The sequence below is a fragment of the Flagellimonas onchidii genome (assembly GCF_004804315.1).
GTDB lineage: Bacteria > Bacteroidota > Bacteroidia > Flavobacteriales > Flavobacteriaceae > Flagellimonas > Flagellimonas onchidii.
In genome coordinates this window covers 156143-175201 of record NZ_SRXX01000009.1, presented here as the reverse complement: position 1 = coordinate 175201, position 19059 = coordinate 156143, and the positions used below count along the sequence as shown (strand labels likewise).

Genomic DNA, 19059 nt, shown 5'->3' with positions numbered 1-19059 from the left:
TGCGCAATATATTTGCCCGATACAACTATTTACATTTAATCTAAATAAACTTAAAAAATGTTATTGAAAAGACTTTTTGTGTTGGGTATTACAGTTGGATTAATTGCCTCGTGCTCCAACGATGATTCTGGTGTAAACCCTACTTGTAGTGATGGTATCCAAAATGGAGATGAAACGGGAGTTGATTGTGGAGGAAGTGCATGTGAACCTTGCCAGATTGCAATCGAGAATCCAACAACTTATGTTTTTGAAAGAAATAGCGAAAGTTCAGTAAGTTTTGGGGGACAAACTACCCGAATTTTGATGTCGCAAGAAATTATTGATAAACTTAAGGATGAGACCACTAACAAAGAAGTTTTAAATGCTATGTTCGCCCACGTTGAGGGTGAAGATGACTTCTCAGACCCTGATTTAAATGCTTCAGATAAAAGTGTTAGGGGTAAAACGGCTGCCTCTTTTGACTTCTTTTCCAACAATGCAACGGATCAAGCATTGATTAGAGAAGATTTTGGAGGGTGGATTGAAACCCAAGTTGATGTAGTGTTTCCAAATTGGAATACCGCTGCGGTAGCTGGAACCGCCGGACAAATTGCAGATGGCGGATCCACTCGATATGTTACCGGAAAAGGATTGGAAATGAATCAAGTTTTCAATAAATCCTTGATTGGAGCCTTAATGGTTGATCAAATGCTTAATAATTATATAAGTTCTGATGTATTGGATCAGTTTGAGGAGGCCAACGATGATGGAACCTTAGTTGACGGCAAAAACTACACCGATATGGAACATGATTGGGACGAAGCCTATGGCTATGCTTTTGGAACAGCTCAGGATTTGGCCGATCCAAGACCAACTATTGGAGATGATGATAGCTTCTTGAATAAATACATCGGTCGTGTGGAAGGGGATGATGATTTTGCGGGTATAGCCGATGATATTTTCCAGGCCCTGAAATTGGGACGTGCAGCAATTGTGGCTAAAGATTATACCGTTAGAAATGAGCAAGCTGAAATTATCAGAGAATTGATTTCAAAGGTAATCGGCATTAGAGCGGTGTATTATTTACAACAAGGTAAAAATGCTATAGATCAAGCTACTCCCCAATATGGTACAGCGTTCCATGATTTATCTGAGGGGTATGGATTTATCTATAGTTTGCAGTTTACGCGTAAGCCGAATTCAAATGACCCTTACTTTACAAAAGCTGAAGTGGATGCTTTCCTAACGGATTTAATGGATGATGGCGATAATGGACTTTGGGATGTTGCACCAGCTACATTAGAAACTATTTCACAATCTATAGCTGATGAATTTGACTTTACCGTTGCACAAGCCGGCAGTTAGAAAAAGGTTTTTAGATTCTTTTAAAATATAATCTAACAAAAAGAGGTGGGTTTTGGTTGAATCCCACCTCTTTTGCTATCTTTGGGCGCTATTTAATTAGAATAAATAAAAATAATTGCGATGAAAAAATATTGGTACCTCACAATTGCAATTTTTCTGGTGATTTGGGCATGTTCGTCAGACGGTTCAGGTGGTGACACAGGTGGAACTGATGATGATGGTGTTCCGGTAACTTTCGATAGGGGAGCCATGTTGGTCAATTGGGCTGATAACATTATTATACCTTCCTATAAAGCTTTTCAATCAGAACTTTCGAACCTCAATGCAGCCTTCGAAACTTTTTCTGCAGATAAAACGGTAGCGAACCTCGAGGCACTTAGAACTGCTTGGGTAAATGCCTATACCGCTTGGCAAACAGTTTCAATGTTTGAAATTGGCCCAGCAGAATCTGTTGGTTATCGTTTAAATGTGAATACTTATCCTACCGATATCGAGGTGATTGAATCCAATATTTCCTCAGGAACATATGATCTTTCATTGCCCTCTAATAGAGATACAAAGGGCTTTCCGGCTTTGGATTATCTTCTGAATGGTCTAGAGGAAAACGATACGGATTTGGTAGCTAGATGGTCTAGTGGTACCGAAGCAGAAAACACTTTGGATTATATAGCCGCATTGTTGACCGATATGATAACACTTACCGATGGAGTGGTTTCAGAGTGGGAAGGTACATATCGAAATACATTTGTAGAAAATGATGGTTCCTCGGCAACAGCTTCGGTTGACCGATATGTCAATGACTATATCTTTTATTTTGAAAAATTCCTGCGAGCTGGTAAAATGGGAATTCCGTTGGGTGCATTTTCTGGAGACCAAACACCTAATACCGTTGAGGTTTTATATAAGCCAGAATTAAGTAAGTCCATGTTTTTGGAAGGTTTGACTGCCGTTCAGGATTTTTTTAACGGTAAACACTTTGATTCTACTACTACCGGAGAAAGCTTGGCCTCCTACTTAAATGCGTTAAATACTGTAAAAGAAGGCGAAGACCTTTCAAAACGTATTAATGACCAAATGGATTCAGCTAGGGATGCTGTTACTGGTTTGGGGGATTTTAAAACGGAAATTGAAACCAATAATCCTGCGGTAGATATGTTCCGTGCTTATGATGAGGTCCAAAAAGTAGTACCCTTGTTAAAAGTAGACATGGTCTCCGCGATGAGTATAAGCATTGATTTTGTTGATGCGGATGGTGATTAAATGGTTTTGAACCTTAACAAATACCTGCAGAAAAAAGTCGAGGCCGCCCCATTGGCGGTCTTTCGTATTTTTTTCGGGATAATGATGTTAGGGAGTATTGTCCGCTTTTGGGCAAACGGATGGATTGAAACACTTTATCTTAATCCTAAATTTCATTTTTCTTACTACGGATTTGAATGGGTAAAACCACTCGGTTCCATTACCTATATTATTTTTATTATTTGTGGATTGGCTTCCATTGGGGTGGCAATAGGATACAAATATCGATTCTCCATTTTAATCTTCTTTTTGTCCTTCACCTATATCGAATTAATGGACAAGACCACATATTTGAATCATTACTACTTTATAAGTGCCCTATCTTTCTTGATGTTTTTTTTGCCGGCCAATGCCTATTTTTCGTGGGATGCAAAAAAGAACTATAAAGTTGCTTTTCAGCGTATACCAAAATGGACCATTGACTGTGTAAAGTTAATGCTGGGTGTAGTCTACTTTTATGCGGGTGTTGCAAAACTAAACTCCGATTGGCTTTTTAAGGCAATGCCACTAAAGATTTGGTTGCCTTCCAAATTCGATATACCATTTATTGGAGATTTATTGACAAAAGAGTGGGTGCATTATGTCCTTAGTTGGGGAGGTACAATCTATGATTTGATGATTCCCTTTTTGCTGTTATGGAGCAGGACACGTTATTTAGGTTTTGCTTTGGTTGTGTTTTTTCATGTGTTAACGAGAATTTTATTTCCAATAGGAATGTTTCCGTATATCATGATCGTGTCCGCACTTATCTTTTTTGATGACCGTTTACATCACAAAATATTGCGCATTATTTCCAACATAATAAAGGTCAACAAAAAAATATTTGATAATGGAAAGGCGTTGGTTTATGGGAAAAATCTGGTCAACCAATTAAACTACGGCGTACTGATCCTGTTTTTTGCCATTCAGTTGCTTTTTCCATGGCGGTATCTATTGTACCCGGGAGAATTGTTCTGGACAGAAGAAGGGTATCGTTTCTCATGGCGTGTAATGCTTATGGAAAAATCGGGTTACGCCCAATTCAAAATTGTAAACAAAGAAACTGGGAAATGGTTTTATGTGGACAATTCAGATTTTTTGACTCCTTTTCAGGAAAAGCAAATGTCCTTCCAACCTGACTTTATTGTAGAATATGCCCATTATCTCAAACAACATTTTGAAAAAGATGGGCACCAAAATATTGGGATATATGTTGAATGCTATGTGGCATTGAACGGGAGATTGAGTCAACCATATATTGACCCCAATATTGATTTAGGGCAAGAAAAAGATTCATTTAAACACAAAACGTGGATATTACCATTTAAGGATGAAATCAAAGGGATTTAAAAACACCATTTTTCTTTTTTTGTTTGTTTCGATTGCTTGGGGACAAAGCAGTTTTTCGGGCAAGGTAACTGATTCAACTGGTGAACCGTTGGCGCAAACCGAAGTTTACATTAAAGAACTGCAACAATTGGAAGCAACCTCCGAAACCGGTAATTTTCAATTTAGTAATATCCCATCCGGAAAATACAATATTGTGGCGTTTACCTTCGGGTTTCAAGTATATGAGCAACCCGTTGAGATTAACGGGGATATGTCACTTAATATCACTTTACAACCTTTGGGAGAACAACTGTCAGAAGTAGTTTTAACTAAAGAACGTGAGAAAGTATTTAGGCTGCAACAACTTAAAAAGGTTGAAGGTACTGCCATTTATGCGGGTAAGAAAACCGAAATAGTGGCAGTTGATCTAATCACTGGAAATTTGGCAGCAAACAATGCACGTCAAATTTATGGGCAGGTTGTTGGACTCAATATTTATGACAATGGTGATGCCGGTCTACAATTGAATATTGGTGGGCGAGGTTTGGATCCAAACCGGACAGCAAACTTCAATACTCGCCAAAATGGTTATGATATTAGTGCAGATGTTCTAGGCTATCCAGAAAGTTACTATACTCCTCCTGCTGAAGCACTAAGGGAAATACAAGTAGTCCGAGGGGCTGCATCCTTGCAGTATGGAACACAATTTGGAGGGTTGATTAATTTTAAGTTTAAACCTCCGAATCCAAATAAGAAAATAGAATTGATATCCAGACAGACCTTGGGTTCAAATGGTTTGTTCACTAGTTTTAATAGTTTAAGTGGCACTTCTGGAAAGTTTAGCTATTACAATTATTTTAATTACAAAGAAGGTGATGGCTTTCGTCCAAATTCCAATTTCAATGCAAGAAATTACCATGGACATTTTGGATATGACATTTCTGAGAAAACCAAGATCACTTTCGAAGCTACCATCTTGGATTATTTGGCCCAACAGCCAGGAGGATTGACAGACTCACAATTTAACGAAGACCCTACATTTTCCAATAGGGAACGAAACTGGTTTGAAATTGACTGGAAGTTAGGTTCGCTACGCTTAGACCATAGTTTTTCTACAGCAACTGACCTTAGTTTTAATCTATTTGCATTGGATGCCTCTCGTAAGGCTTTGGGTTTTCGTCAAAATAGAGTAGATATCATAGATGATGGCAGTGAACGAGAGTTATTGATTGATGATTTTCAGAATTGGGGAGCAGAGGCTCGTTTGCTATCCCGATATAAAATTGGGACAAAAGATGCTGTTTTTTTGATTGGTTCTAAATATTATCAAGCCTTTAATAAACAGCTTCAGGGTGCCGGACCGGCCACAACAGGTCCTGATTTTGTTTTTGCGGACGAAGAATTTCCAGCTTTTCCAAGAAAATCCACATACAGTTTTCCTAATTTGAATTTGGCTGTTTTTGGTGAGAATATATTTAATTTGAGCAATCGCTTTTCCCTTACCCCTGGTTTTCGTTTTGAGTATATAAAAACATCTGCCAATGGTAACTTTACCGAGATATTTACTGATTTGGCAGGGAATGTATTGGAAACCCGAGTAACAGATGAGGAGAATGATTTGGAGCGTTCTTTTGTGCTTTTGGGATTAGGTGCTTCGTATAAATTGAATCAGAGCGTTGAACTGTATGGCAATATATCGCAAAACTACCGTTCCGTTACTTTTAATGATTTGCGGGTGGTAAACCCTTCACAAGTGATTAGTGAAGATTTGGAAGATGAGGAAGGCTTTACGGCAGATGTTGGGGCAAGGGGTAGGTTCAAAGAGATTTTGGCTTATGATGTGAGCAGTTTTTTGCTCTATTATAATAATAGGATATCGAGAACAATTCCTTTTGTAGATGATCAAAATAGGGTGAGGAACTTAACGGATAATGCGGGTACTGCGGTCATTTATGGCCTTGAGCTACTTGGTGACTGGAATCTCAGAGAAACATTTTTGAACAGTTCTGAGGATTTAAAACTAAATCTTTTTGCCAATCTGGCCTTAACGGCATCTGAGTATATAAAATCGGATATTAATAATGTTCAGGGAAAGGAAGTGGAACATATTCCTGCCATAAATTTGCGAACAGGAGTTAACTTTGGCTATAAGGATTTTCTTTCCTCCGTACAATATACTTATCTCTCGCGTCAATTTAACGACCCACAAAACTCATTGCCTTCCACCACCTCTTCTGAGCCTGGTGCTGGTATTATAGGAGAATTACCTGCCTATGGTATTATGGATGTTTCATTATCTTATACCTATAAAAAGTTTAAATTGGAAGCTGGAATCAATAATGTGTTGGATAATTCGTACTTTACCCGAAGGGCAACAGGGTATCCTGGTCCTGGAATAATACCGGCGGATCCCAGAACGTTTTATACAACGCTCCAAGTAAAACTTTGAAAAAATAACACCTGATGAAAGTAATTAAGAAAGTACTGATTGTTTTGTTGATTGTTTTGGTAATCATTCAATTTTTCCGTCCAGAAAAGAATATTGCCGACCAACCGATAGCAGCATTTTTTGAAAGTGAGACACAAGCAAGTGCCGAAATCGTTACTATTCTGGAAAGCAAATGTTACGACTGCCATAGTAACAATACAAAGTATCCGTGGTATGCTGAGGTAGCACCTATTTCATATTGGATTGATGGCCATATTGAAGAAGGAAAAGAGCACTTTAATGTATCGGATTGGGCTTCGTTTGATATTGAAAAGAAGGAGCACAAGATGGAGGAGTTTGTTGAAGAAGTTGAAGAGGGCAAAATGCCTGAGGACTCCTATACATGGATACACGGAAATCTATCAGATGGTGAAAAAGAGAAAATCATCGAATGGGGTAAAAAAGTTCGATTATCCTACAAGCGTGAAATGGAAGGTAAATAAAGGGGTGATTGTTATATTATAATAGCCTGCTCTGTCTAATCTCCATCGTTATCAGTGGATGTTACTATTATAGAAAGCATACTTCTGGCATCTGTGCTAATCAATACTGATAATCTGGTTAGGCTTGTATGCAATGCGGCCACTTCAGTTGGGTTGTCGATTACAGCTTCCTTCAAAGTACCGGGTATGGCCCGTATATCTTCTTTTACCTTGGCAAAGGCCGTCTTAATTTCGTCGTTTAGTACATTGTCTTTGGCTACAAAAAAGATATAATCGGAAATATCTACAGTCCCATCTTGGCTAAAGAAGGCTTTTTCTGAAGTTTCGACACTTTACATAAGCAGGGCAAGAGATTGACCACTATAGGGAGCTTGAACAATATCGGGGTTTGAATTTGGCGAATTCTCCAATCCGGCGGGCTTACCAATCTTAGTCACTTTTCCGGTATCAATGGAATTATATAGCCCATTGAAAAACAAATTGAAAGAACCGTCTATACCTGTAGCATTACTATTGATAAAAGTATTTGCATAATCTTCACCATCTTCTGCCCAAATGTTTAACAAACGGTCCGCCTGTGAAATTAAGAAGGAAGATGAATATTTGAGATAATCCCTACGTTTCGCATTGTCAACAAATTCTTGATTTGTAGTGGTAACATCGGATTTAAAAAGAAGATATTCGATGCCGGCCAAAGCTTTAATCTGGGGACTAATAGGGGCAAGGGTTTCTTCAGTCACCTCGTTATTGGCAATAAAATCTTCAAGAGCTGTTGCAACTGTTGGCCAGTTGTAAATGGCTTGATGTAAGAATCGAGCTCTTGCCATTCCGATATGGAAATTATAAGTGCTTTCATAAGCACGTGTCATCTGAATCCAATGGTTTCGAAGGTCAGATAAGTTAGATTCAGATGGATTACTAATATATATATATTGACCAATCCATCAAATGATTTGACTCGCGCATTAAATTCTTCAATAGTCGGAAGAATAGTTTCGGTGGTTATTACATTCAGCAATTCCTTAATATCGAAGATCTCATCCGTGCTTGTTTCACCATTTGATGAATTACATGCTGTTGCCAATATCAACAATAAGATTGATAAATATGAAGTCAATTTTTTCATGTTAAGATTTTAAAGTGAATTGATGAAATCTATTAGTTGTTGTCTTTCGTCAGCTGTTAGGTTTACGAATTCCTGTTTGCTGCGTTCGGCTTCACCACCATGCCATAGGATGGCTTCTTCTACACTTCTGGCACGCCCATCGTGTAAGAAAAAAGTATGATCGTTTACTGTGGCAATTAATCCAATTCCCCAGAGAGGTTGCGTCCGCCATTCCGTACCACTAGCCAAAAAATCTTGTCGACCATCGGCTAAGTCTTCTCCCATATCGTGTAACAAAAAGTCAGAATAAGGTCGTATGGTTACATTTTCCAATAATGGATTGTTGGGAAAACTTCCTGTTACTTGATCAATAGTATGGCAACCAATACAGTTAAGATTATTGAATAGAACTTTTCCTTTTAAAACAGACTCTTCCATGAAGTTTCTGCGATTAGGAACTGCTAGGGTTTCCTGATAAAACAACACACGGTCAAGTTGGTCATCTGTTACTTCTGGTTCGCCCCCATTGGGAGCTTCTTGGCAATCTTGCTGAGGACTTGGGCAATTATTCTGACTAAAAATAGAAGTGGTTAAGCCCATATCTCCATGGAAAGCACCAGCTATCTGTACCTTAAGGGTTGGGGCATTCGCTTTCCAGCCATATTTACCAAGATCTTCTTCATTGCTATCGGGATTCCAAACGTAATTTGCCTTGCCAGAAATACCATCACCGTCACTGTCAAACTCGTCTACATATTTTAAGATTTCACTATCTGGTAATGCGCTTATTAATCCCATGCCTATGGTTTGTTGTGCCACTCTAGGAGATGTTAGCACACCAGTTAATAAACCAAATTGTTCATCCGAGAAGTTATATATCGGTTTTAGGAGCTCGTATGTTGTGCCATCGGGGTAAGTACCACTAATGGTTTCATATGTTGCCATTACCTTTGCTTCGGATGGGATTCCATTGTTACTTCTATCCTGTATCTGTCCACCATAATTTGGGACACCAAGTGGTCCACCGTTGGTATCTTGGCCTGGAATGCTGACCCGCATTAAAAAACCACTTGAATTTTCTCCATTGACCAAGGGTTTTCCGCGTCCATCCTTAAAATGACAGCCGGCACAAGATCGGGCATTAAATGTAGGGCCGAGACCATCCCTTGCTGTTGTGGAAGCTGGCGAGGAAACCCATGATTGATTGAATAGGGAATTTCCAGTAGCGAACCGGGCCTGTTCTTGAAAAGTGAGGCCAGGGATTTCAAAACCAAATGCGTTGGCACTTGTGGAATTTGTGCCCAAAGACCCTGAAAGAAATTCTTCTCCCTCTTCATATAAAGTTTCAGGGACAGGAATCAGTCCATTGTCATCATTGGAACACCCAAGAAAACATATAGTTAGAAAACCAATTAAGATTCTTCTCATTGTCATTTCATAAACCCATAAATCCCAACGAGTGGCCGTTGGGATTTTTTTAGTTATGGTACTTTTGAATCAAAAGTAGCTCAAATTCTTGTGCCACTCCAAAGGCTTTTTTTATTATAAATTGATACCTATAACTGAAGCTGAGGCACTGATTTCATCTCCCCAAGTCTGAAGGGCGACAACGGCCTGCATTACAGGGCCAAAAGTAGCATCCGTAGAAGACTCTTGCGTAATCAAGAAATCAAAGGGTTGGGCATTATTTGCAATGATATTTACCTTGGCAATAGCCTCATCAGCTGCTTCTTTTAGTTTTGCAGCTTGGGCTTCATCTTCTTGCTTTACCAAATCGTAAAACGAAGAACCTGATATGTCACCATACTTTCCAAATACTACATTGTAAACACCTGCGGTATTAGCAAATATATCTCTGTGCGTATTATCAGAGAAACAAGAATGTTCGTCTTCCTGACCAGAATTATCAATTCCATCTGTAGAGTCAACAGGAGCAATCATGCGCTCTGCACTCAATTCATCACCAGCGATAAAGAACGCCCCATTGATAAGTTGTTTAAGAGCGACTGCTTCATCCAAATCTTCAAAAATAGTTCTATATGCTCCACCTGTGTTCCAGGTGTCAACTAAATCTTTAAGGTCATTAATCAACAGGCTCGTAGATACTTTCAAATATTCTCCGCGTCTGTCAGCGTTGTCAGCTGTTGTGTAATCCGTAAACTCACGCTGACCTGGCAAATCATCCGAAGGGCTTGTATTGTCTTGTCCCCATAGTAAAAATTCGACAGCATGCCATCCTGTACTAATGGATTTGTCATTTTCCTCTTCATTGAGTTGAGCCAATGTAGCTTCATCAATTGTAATGTTTGCATCCGAAATGATGCTTGCATAATCACCCGCATGTGATTCCGTTCCAACAGCAACGTAATCAATATAGCTCTCATCTATAGGCCAAGCATTCATTTGGCCCTCATTGCCAATTCCCCAAGGAGATGAACCGCTCTCGTCTACATCGACAGGACTATTCGTTTCACGGTAGGCTTCGGTTTGACCGTAGGGCTCCCTTGCTGCTAGCCAAGCTTCTTTAGCCGCATCAAAACCTTCTTGTGTTGGATTATCAACAAAGTCATTAATGGCTGTCTGCATAGTTAATGCTGCATTGTAGCTGTCTAAGTATGATTGGTAAACAATGTTCGCATGATTGGCAATTACTTCAGCTTGGGTTATGCTTGGTGTTTCTTCGCCACCATTGTTATCGTCATCGCTGGAACAGGATGTAATTAGTAAGCCGAAGAGGGCATAAGAGGCTAGTGTCTTGATTTTTTTCATATTTTTTATTTAGACTTATTTAAAATAATGAACAAGGCGCAAATATAGAACTACGTATTTTATAATTCAAAATTTAAATTGAAAATATTTGAATAGGGGGGTGTTAAAATTTGCACTAGGGATGTTGTTTGCATTTTAGTTTATACGGCGCAAGAGCTCAGTTTTCAATAAACCTATAATTGATATCTGCAGAGTCTAAAAACTCTATTCGTTTTAAGTCTATTGATAGGAGACGTTTTATCTCAAGGATTTCTCTCTTGCTTACGATGATGATAAAATGTTTTTGCCCAACTGAAATGGGAATTTTTCGTTCATGTATCCAGTTTTTAAACTCATTTTCCCAATATGAGATATCAACTTGTGAAATATAGGATTTTAATGAGTCTAGTTCCCATTCATAAAGTTCAAAACATAGATTGTTGTAAACCAGCTGAAAAAGCTTACTTCTATCACAAAATGTTAATGTACCATTTTTGGTTTGGCTTAGAATCTTAAGAGGCCCGCACATAGAGAATATTTTGGTGTAAATATATTTATTATTTATAATAAGTCTAAATAAAAATAATGTTAAAATACCTTAAACACCCAATTCACCTTAACTTGAATTAAAAGTGGTATATTTGCACGCAATTAATCCGTAATTGCAATGGAAGCCCACCTAAATAAAATTGTTGGCGAAGGACTAACCTATGACGATGTCCTACTCGTGCCCGCATATTCCGAAGTACTTCCCAGAGAGGTCAATATCCAAACGAAGTTTACCAGAAACATCACCATTAATGTACCGATAGTATCCGCAGCAATGGATACGGTCACAGAATCGCAAATGGCTATTGCGATGGCTCGTGAAGGTGGTATTGGGGTGCTGCATAAGAACATGACCATTGAGCAACAGGCCATTAAGGTACGAAAGGTGAAACGTGCAGAAAGTGGTATGATCATGGATCCGGTAACGCTTCCTTTAGATTCACTTGTAAGGCATGCCAAGGCAAGTATGAAAGAGCACAGTATTGGTGGAATCCCGATTGTAAATGGGGAAAAGAAATTGATAGGCATTGTTACCAATCGTGACCTTCGGTTTGAAAAAAACAACGACCGACCTATAGGTGATGTCATGACCTCTGAAAATTTGGTTACCGTTGGTGAGGGGACTTCTTTGGAAGAAGCTGAGGTAATCTTGCAGAAGAACAAAATTGAAAAGCTTCCGGTAGTAAACGATAATAATGAGTTAGTTGGGTTAATTACCTTTAGGGACATTACAAAATTGACACAAAAACCTATTGCCAACAAGGATAAATATGGTAGACTACGTGTTGCTGCTGCTATTGGTGTTACCGCTGATGCAGTGGATAGGGCTGGAGCATTGGTCAATGCAGGTGTTGATGCTATAGTAATTGATACTGCTCACGGACATACACAAGGCGTTGTAGGAGTGTTGAAGGCTGTAAAGAAATCTTTTCCTGAATTGGAAGTCATTGTTGGAAATATTGCAACAGGAGAAGCTGCAAAATATCTTGTAGAAGCGGGAGCTGACGCCGTTAAGGTTGGAATTGGACCTGGTTCAATATGTACTACCCGAGTGGTGGCAGGGGTCGGATTTCCACAATTTTCGGCTGTTCTGGAAGTAGCGGCAGCCATAAAAGGAAGTGGTGTTCCAGTTATTGCTGATGGAGGAATTCGTTACACTGGAGATATTCCTAAGGCTATTGCTGCTGGAGCAGATACCGTAATGTTAGGGTCTTTATTGGCTGGAACCAAGGAATCTCCTGGTGAGACCATTATTTATGAAGGAAGAAAGTTCAAGTCTTATCGAGGGATGGGCTCAGTTGAAGCTATGAAAGAAGGAAGTAAGGATCGTTATTTTCAGGATGTGGAGGATGACATCAAAAAGCTGGTTCCTGAAGGTATAGTAGGAAGAGTGCCCTATAAAGGTGAGCTTTTCGAAAGTATCCATCAATTTGTGGGCGGATTACGAGCCGGTATGGGTTACTGCGGGGCAAAAGATATAGAAACCTTGAAGGAAAGTGGAAGGTTTGTCAAGATTACTGCAAGTGGTATCAACGAGAGCCATCCTCACGATGTAACGATTACAAAAGAAAGCCCTAATTATAGTAGATAGGTTTTACTTGCCCGCATAGGTCTGCCAATCCTTGTCTTTGTAGATGTCATCTCCAAAGTAACGTGCAATCTGCATGAATGGCTTTACCTTTTGGTATCCGGGAACAGGGGAGAGCATATTTAGTTTTTCATCAAGGAATACTACAGTTGGGTAACTCATTTTGCCCTGCAAAAGCGCTGCGGCAAACTCATGATATCCGCGTCTGCCCGAAGGCACGAATTTAAAAGTATTTCCTTTGTATTCAATCGGGTCCTTACCCTCGGCATCCAATTTTACCATATAAAAATTCTCCTTCATATAGGAAGCTACTTCTGGATTTTGAAAAGTGTCCTTATCCATCTTTTTGCACCATCCGCACCAGTCTGTATACACGTCAATAAATATCTTTTTCGGATTAGCATCGGTTTGGGACAATTGAACTGCTTCATCCCAACTTAACCAATCTACCTTTTGGGCATGTGTTTGGAATCCAACTAATAAAAAAAGAAATAAACTGATTTGAGTAAAGTAGGTAGAAACTGCGCTCATAGCTTTTTATTTTGAGGGTTTAGTCCAGTGACTATACCAAAACTAACGAAAATTATGCCAAAATAGTGTCAGGTGAACAATTCAAGAATTAGAATGAGTATGCCCATAAGCAAACACAAGGGGGAGTAGTAACGAGTGTCCAGAGCAGAAAACTTACTGTTCTTAGCAGTTTTAAAAAAACCAACATATTTAAAATCACCTAGAGCCCGGACAATAAAGACCACTCCGATACCAATGGAAACATACCGTAACCACGGAAATTCAACATAATGGACAACCTTATTGATGAATACAAATGCAAAACCCAACAGAATAATACCTACAAGAATTGCGACAATCTTACCGGGAGTTTTTACTTTGTTGCTTCCCACTGGGGTTGGAAGCACAGCCTCTGGCTCTTTTATGCCAAATATTGCCCAAAAAAAATGGAGTATGGCCAAAGTGATTAGAACAATTGAAAGCAATATGGCCAGTACATCCATCCTATTTAATAGCGGCGGCTTTAGGGGTTTCAAATAAATCTTTTACGTCAACCTGATTTCTGAGGATATCATCAAAAGTTTCCCTTTGACGAATCAGATGGGCTTTTCCTTTGTGCCAAAGTACTTCTGCCGGACGATATCTGGAGTTGTAGTTACTTGACATGGTAAAACAATAAGCTCCTGCGTTTTTAAAACATAGAACATCGCCTTCAGAAATCTCATTGATTCTGCGGTTACTACCAAAAGTATCCGTTTCACAAATATAACCAACAACCGAATAATAACGTTCCTTACCCTTTGGGTTTGACAAATTGATGATTTCATGCGAAGATCCGTAGAGCATTGGCCGAATCAAGTGATTAAAGCCTGAATCCACACTTGCAAAAACGGTAGAGGTTGTTTGCTTCACCACATTTACTTTTGCAAGAAAATGACCTGCTTCGCTTACCAAAAATTTACCTGGTTCAAAGGCAAGGGTCAGTTCCTTGCCATAATTTTTGCAAAATTCATTGAATCGATCTCCTAGTTTCTTTCCGAGCTCTTCAATATTGGTTTCAATATCACCATTTTTATAAGGGACTTTAAAACCGCTTCCGAAATCGATGAACTCTAAGTTTTTGAAATTTTTGGCTGTTTCAAACAGAATTTCCGAAGCATAAAGGAAAACATCAATATCCAAAATATCACTCCCTGTATGCATATGGATACCGTTGATGTTCATTTTGGTCAACTCCACAATGCGCAGCAAATGCGGAATCTGATGAATGCTTATCCCGAACTTTGAATCGATGTGTCCAACAGATATTTTGGAATTTCCTCCGGCCATTACGTGCGGATTAATTCGGATACATACGGGAACATCTGGGTGTTTACTCCCGAATTGTTCCAAAATTGAAAGATTGTCAATGTTGATTTGGACTCCTAGGGCAGAAGCTTCTTCTATTTCTTCCAAAGAAACCCCATTAGGTGTAAAAATAATGGACTCAGGTTTGAAACCTGCCATCAGCCCTAGCTTAACCTCTTGAACGGAAACCGTGTCCAAGCCACCGCCTAAGCTATTCATCAATCTTAGGACAGAAATATTGGAAAGGGCTTTGGCCGCATAATTCAGCCTTAAGCTATTCACGCCAGAGAAGGCATTGGTCAATCGTTGAAATTGCGATGTAATTTTTTCAGCATCATATACATATAATGGAGCACCAAATTGATCGGCTAGTTTCAATAAGTTTCGAGAATTCATAGGTCATCTTACTTTAAAGCAAATCTATACGTTGTTATCAAAGTTTACAAGAATATGACATCAAATCATATTAATATAACAATTTGTTTTAAAAATAACAAATAGCTTTGTTTAAGCTTGCTCCTTTCAGGTCGGCATCGTAAATTTAACTCAAATTTGCAGCATGAAGCTACCCCTATTTCCATTACAAACCGTGTTTTTTCCGGGCGAAACAGTTCCACTACATATTTTTGAAGAGCGTTATAAGCAACTTATTCGAGATTGTAGGGAAGAAGCTATTACGTTTGGAATACCTGTATTTATAAACAACACCATAGCTCACGGAACAGAAGTGCAGCTGGCCGAGGTTGTCACCACCTATGAAAATGGGGAAATGGATGTAGTTTGTGTCGCACGGCAGGTCTTTAGAGTCCTATCTTTTGAAAATCAGATGGAAGGAAAGTTATATGCCGGAGGAGATGTGGAGTTTTTAGATTCTGAAAACACTTCTGATGAGGTATTGCGAACCGAAGTGCTAAAAATGCTGGAGGATTTATATGGGCTGATGGATGTCCCTTTTACTAAAATTCCGGAGAAACAATTCAATAGCTATACATTGGCACATAAAATGGGACTTTCGTTTGAGCAAGAGTACCGATTACTTCAAATTTCAAGCGAAGTGGAAAGATTACGTTTTATTAAAGAGCATTTAGAAACAACCACGACTGTGTTGAGTCAAATCAATAGAACTAAGGGAATTATTGAAATGAATGGCCATTTCAAGAATTTTGACCCTCTGGATTTTGAGGATTTTAAAATGTAATCCTTTTATCAGCAGATGGTAATAAGCAGTCCGTGGGCCGTTTTGAAGTTGTACTTGTTTTTCCCGTGCCCCAAACCCAATTATTCCTTTTTCATACTCAATTTGTCAAAGTCGTTTTCTATTTTTGTCCCCAATAAAAAGTTAATTCACAAATGAATCTTCACGAATATCAAGGAAAGGAAATTTTAGCCAGCTTTGGAGTTAGAATTCAACGAGGTATTGTTGCCCGCAATGCAAAAGAAGCTGTGGACGCCGCCAAACAACTTACTCAGGAAACTGGAACGGGGTGGCACGTAATCAAAGCTCAGGTGCATGCCGGAGGACGAGGTAAAGGTGGTGGTGTAAAGTTGGCCAAAAACCTGAAAGAAGTGGAGGAACTGTCTGGTCAAATCATCGGAATGAACCTGATTACCCCGCAAACTTCTGCTGAAGGTAAAAAAGTACATCAAGTGCTTATTGCGGAAGATGTTTATTATCCTGGTGATAGTGAGACCAATGAATTTTATATGTCTGTATTGTTGAACAGGGCGACTGGGCGCAATATGGTAATGTATTCCACTGAAGGTGGAATGGATATTGAAGAGGTGGCCGAAAAAACACCTCACTTGATTTTTACTGAAGAGATTGACCCAGCTACAGGGTTATTGCCGTTTCAAGCAAGAAGGATTGCCTTTAATCTAGGTTTGTCCGGTGCATCTTTTAAGGAAATGGTGAAGTTTGTATCGGCACTTTATAGGGCTTATGAAGAAAGCGATGCAAGTTTGTTCGAGATAAACCCTGTTCTAAAAACATCTGATGATAAAATAATGGCTGTTGATGCCAAGGTTTCCATTGATGATAACGCATTATATAGAAGAAAACCCTATGCTGAAATGCGTGACCTTCGGGAAGAAAACCCTATTGAAGTTGAAGCTCGAGAAGTAGGTCTTAACTATGTTGATTTGGATGGCAACGTGGGATGCATGGTAAATGGTGCTGGTTTGGCTATGGCTACTATGGATTTGATTAAAATGGCTGGTGGTGAACCTGCGAACTTCCTTGACGTTGGGGGTACGGCTGACGCAAAGCGAGTAGAAGAAGCTTTTAGAATTATATTGAAAGATCCAAATGTTAAGGCTATCCTTATCAATATTTTTGGTGGAATTGTACGTTGTGATCGTGTGGCACAAGGTGTTGTTGACGCCTATAAGAATATGGGAGATGCTATTCAAGTTCCTATTATCGTTAGGTTGCAGGGGACAAATGCCGAATTGGCCAAAGAAATTATCGATAATTCAGGATTGGCGGTACACTCGGCTGTTCAATTCCAGGAAGCTGCAGATAAAGTGAAAGAAGTATTGGGATAAAAAATACTTCTTAAAGAAATATGAAAGGGCAACGTTTATTTAACGTTGCCTTTTTTCTTTTTTGGTGATACAATTTTCTTACATTTTTAATTTGGCAATTTTTCATGGTTTTGCTGATTATCTTCCAAAGAAGGGAAGCTTCTCAAGATAGGATTGTCATCGAATGGATTTACATCCTGAAAAATCAAAATATTAGCTTAGGGTTAGCTAGTTTAACCGTTGGTTAAATGTGAATTCAACGCTTGTATCCATGGTAAGATTGATACTAAGTTTGTGCTGTCTTTATAAAGAAACGTTCTTATCTACAATACCGCATGCTTTAACACACAAATCTTATTAAACATCAAAAAAAGAGATTATCATGAAAAAAACAATGTTGATTTCCGTATTGGCTTTACTGTTATTTGGTGCAAAAACTTACCCAAATGACACAGATGCAATTAATCCCCATAAAAGTCTTTCGGTTCAAATTTATGAGATACTGAAAAAGAACCCGATTGCTTTGAAATCAAATGAAACAACTGCCCAAATTCGTTTTACTTTGAACAAAGAAGGTGAATTAGTTGTGCTTTCCGTTGATACAGAAGATACTGCTTTAGAAGATTATTTAAAAAGTAGATTGAACTATCAAAAGGTGGAAATGAATCCGGTTAGGGAAGGTAAAATTTATAAGCTTCCTGTTAGATTTAAATCTTAAATACAAAACCTCTTTTTGGAGGTATTGGATAAAACCCTGAAATGTTTCAGGGTTTTTTATACACTAAAACCAAAGGTTTTAGAGTTATCTTATTAAGAATCAGCTACAATACAATATGGGAACTTTCGAGGAAAAATTAAGTATTCTTTCCGAAATGATAGCTTTTGCAAGGGTTGATCACACCTTGAAGGATTCCGAATATGAGTTTTTACTCGGGGTTGCTACTAATCTAGGAGTTGATAAAAAAACTTTTGAAAGCCTTTTAAAACAGAAATCTCCCAAAGTTACTCTTAAATCACAAGGTGAGCGTATAGTTCAATTTCACAGGCTTTTACTATTGATGAACATTGACCAAGAGCAGCACAAAAAGGAAATCAATACGCTCTACAACATAGGTTTGGCAATGGGGCTTCCTCCGTCAGCTATAGGTCAGGTGTTGGAGGTAATGCATAAGTACCCCAATAAGGTTGTTCCGGCTCGTGTGCTGATTAATATCTTCAAAGCACACTATAATTAATGTCATTTTGACAGTAATTTTTGTTAATAAAATGTCAAAATGACATAAAAAACCTATTGGTACAGCCTTTGACTATATCATCGTGATTTACATGTTTAATACAAAATTTGATTACGATGAGTCTAGTAAAAAGAAATAATTTGTTTTTCCCATCCTTAATGGATGACTTTCTAAGTCCTGATTGGTTTGGAGGGATTAATCATTCCTCTACTTCTATTCCCGCTGTCAATATTAAGGATAATACCGATGGTTTTGAGCTTGAATTGGCCGTGCCAGGTGGGACGAAAGAGGATTTTAAGGTAGAAGTGGAAAATGATATTCTTACCATTTCCAGCGAAGCTAAATCCGAAAACAAAGAAACCAAGGAGAATTACACCCGAAAAGAGTTTACATATGCATCTTTTAAAAGAGCATTTACCCTGCCCGAAACCGTCGATGGGTCTAAAATCGATGCAAAATATGAAGATGGAATTTTAAAGGTCAGTCTTCCCAAAAAAGAGGAAGCTTTACCTGAGCCCAAGCGTTTAATTACGATTGGGTAGGTACAACGAATTGTAAGAGCACCCGCTCGG

General features: G+C 38.8%; 20 protein-coding genes. 11 read left to right on the top strand and 9 right to left on the bottom strand.

Annotation, left to right across the window (positions count from 1 at the left end; translation table 11 throughout):
• Positions 1 to 57 precede the first annotated feature (57 nt).
• The 5 genes from E4661_RS11370 to E4661_RS11350 all read left to right on the top strand — a co-directional run bounded on the left by E4661_RS11370 (position 58) and on the right by E4661_RS11350 (position 6882).
• Positions 58 to 1344, top strand: coding sequence for a DUF4856 domain-containing protein (locus E4661_RS11370; RefSeq protein WP_136467410.1), 1287 nt, complete (start codon positions 58 to 60; stop codon positions 1342 to 1344).
• 120 nt (positions 1345 to 1464) lie between these two features.
• Complete coding sequence (locus E4661_RS11365; protein WP_136467408.1) at positions 1465 to 2604, top strand: imelysin family protein; 1140 nt, start codon at positions 1465 to 1467, stop codon at positions 2602 to 2604.
• A complete protein-coding gene (locus tag E4661_RS11360) occupies positions 2605 to 3972 on the top strand; it encodes an HTTM domain-containing protein (protein WP_136467406.1) in 1368 nt (455 codons plus the stop codon).
• Positions 3953 to 6400 carry a TonB-dependent receptor gene (locus E4661_RS11355; RefSeq protein WP_136467404.1) on the top strand — a complete coding sequence of 816 codons (2448 nt, stop codon included), beginning with the start codon at positions 3953 to 3955 and terminating at the stop codon, positions 6398 to 6400. Before E4661_RS11360 ends, E4661_RS11355 begins: the two co-directional genes overlap by 20 nt.
• 14 nt (positions 6401 to 6414) lie before the next feature.
• On the top strand, positions 6415 to 6882 hold the full coding sequence (locus tag E4661_RS11350) for a heme-binding domain-containing protein (RefSeq protein WP_136467402.1): 468 nt from the start codon (positions 6415 to 6417) through the stop codon (positions 6880 to 6882).
• Between the two features lie 35 nt (positions 6883 to 6917).
• Here E4661_RS11350 and E4661_RS19070 read toward each other — a convergent pair whose 3' ends face one another.
• From E4661_RS19070 to E4661_RS11325, 6 genes are all read right to left on the bottom strand, one after another.
• On the bottom strand, positions 6918 to 7058 hold the full coding sequence (locus E4661_RS19070; RefSeq protein WP_168796364.1) for a hypothetical protein: 141 nt from the start codon (positions 7056 to 7058) through the stop codon (positions 6918 to 6920).
• Positions 7059 to 7214: 156 nt separating this feature from the next.
• Positions 7215 to 7751, bottom strand: a complete 537-nt coding sequence (locus E4661_RS11345) for an imelysin family protein (protein ID WP_240751463.1) — start codon at positions 7749 to 7751, stop codon at positions 7215 to 7217.
• Complete coding sequence (locus E4661_RS11340) at positions 7748 to 8008, bottom strand: hypothetical protein (protein ID WP_136467398.1); 261 nt, start codon at positions 8006 to 8008, stop codon at positions 7748 to 7750. The genes E4661_RS11345 and E4661_RS11340 overlap by 4 nt, the downstream gene beginning before the upstream one ends.
• A gap of 9 nt (positions 8009 to 8017) precedes the next feature.
• Positions 8018 to 9415 carry a di-heme oxidoreductase family protein gene (locus E4661_RS11335; protein ID WP_136467396.1) on the bottom strand — a complete coding sequence of 466 codons (1398 nt, stop codon included), beginning with the start codon at positions 9413 to 9415 and terminating at the stop codon, positions 8018 to 8020.
• A 114-nt stretch (positions 9416 to 9529) separates the two neighbouring features.
• A complete protein-coding gene (locus E4661_RS11330) occupies positions 9530 to 10756 on the bottom strand; it encodes an imelysin family protein (protein ID WP_136467394.1) in 1227 nt (408 codons plus the stop codon).
• A 157-nt stretch (positions 10757 to 10913) separates the two neighbouring features.
• Positions 10914 to 11264, bottom strand: coding sequence for a DUF6686 family protein (locus tag E4661_RS11325; protein ID WP_136467392.1), 351 nt, complete (start codon positions 11262 to 11264; stop codon positions 10914 to 10916).
• Positions 11265 to 11402: 138 nt separating this feature from the next.
• Between E4661_RS11325 and guaB the strand changes: the two genes are divergently transcribed.
• A complete protein-coding gene (gene guaB, locus E4661_RS11320; protein ID WP_136467390.1) occupies positions 11403 to 12875 on the top strand; it encodes an IMP dehydrogenase in 1473 nt (490 codons plus the stop codon).
• Positions 12876 to 12878: 3 nt separating this feature from the next.
• Here guaB and E4661_RS11315 read toward each other — a convergent pair whose 3' ends face one another.
• The 3 genes from E4661_RS11315 to lysA all read right to left on the bottom strand — a co-directional run bounded on the left by E4661_RS11315 (position 12879) and on the right by lysA (position 15125).
• Entirely contained in the window at positions 12879 to 13403 is a 525-nt protein-coding gene (locus E4661_RS11315) for a thioredoxin family protein (protein WP_136467388.1), read from the bottom strand.
• Positions 13404 to 13471: 68 nt separating this feature from the next.
• Positions 13472 to 13885 (bottom strand): DUF3995 domain-containing protein, encoded by a 414-nt coding sequence (locus E4661_RS11310; protein ID WP_136467386.1) that lies wholly within the window; start codon positions 13883 to 13885, stop codon positions 13472 to 13474.
• A gap of 1 nt (position 13886) precedes the next feature.
• Positions 13887 to 15125, bottom strand: coding sequence for a diaminopimelate decarboxylase (lysA, locus tag E4661_RS11305; RefSeq protein ID WP_136467384.1), 1239 nt, complete (start codon positions 15123 to 15125; stop codon positions 13887 to 13889).
• A gap of 163 nt (positions 15126 to 15288) precedes the next feature.
• Here lysA and E4661_RS11300 point away from each other — a divergent pair, with 163 nt between their 5' ends.
• The 5 genes from E4661_RS11300 (at position 15289) to E4661_RS11280 (ending at position 19029) form a co-directional block, all read left to right on the top strand.
• Positions 15289 to 15927, top strand: a complete 639-nt coding sequence (locus E4661_RS11300) for an LON peptidase substrate-binding domain-containing protein (protein ID WP_136467382.1) — start codon at positions 15289 to 15291, stop codon at positions 15925 to 15927.
• Between the two features lie 152 nt (positions 15928 to 16079).
• On the top strand, positions 16080 to 17273 hold the full coding sequence (sucC, locus tag E4661_RS11295) for an ADP-forming succinate--CoA ligase subunit beta (protein WP_136467380.1): 1194 nt from the start codon (positions 16080 to 16082) through the stop codon (positions 17271 to 17273).
• A gap of 361 nt (positions 17274 to 17634) precedes the next feature.
• Complete coding sequence (locus E4661_RS11290) at positions 17635 to 17970, top strand: hypothetical protein (RefSeq protein WP_136467378.1); 336 nt, start codon at positions 17635 to 17637, stop codon at positions 17968 to 17970.
• 115 nt (positions 17971 to 18085) lie between these two features.
• Positions 18086 to 18487: a TerB family tellurite resistance protein gene (locus E4661_RS11285; RefSeq protein WP_136467376.1), complete on the top strand. Its 402-nt coding sequence runs from the start codon at positions 18086 to 18088 to the stop codon at positions 18485 to 18487.
• Positions 18488 to 18603: 116 nt separating this feature from the next.
• Positions 18604 to 19029 (top strand): Hsp20/alpha crystallin family protein, encoded by a 426-nt coding sequence (locus tag E4661_RS11280; RefSeq protein WP_136467375.1) that lies wholly within the window; start codon positions 18604 to 18606, stop codon positions 19027 to 19029.
• Positions 19030 to 19059 lie beyond the last annotated feature (30 nt).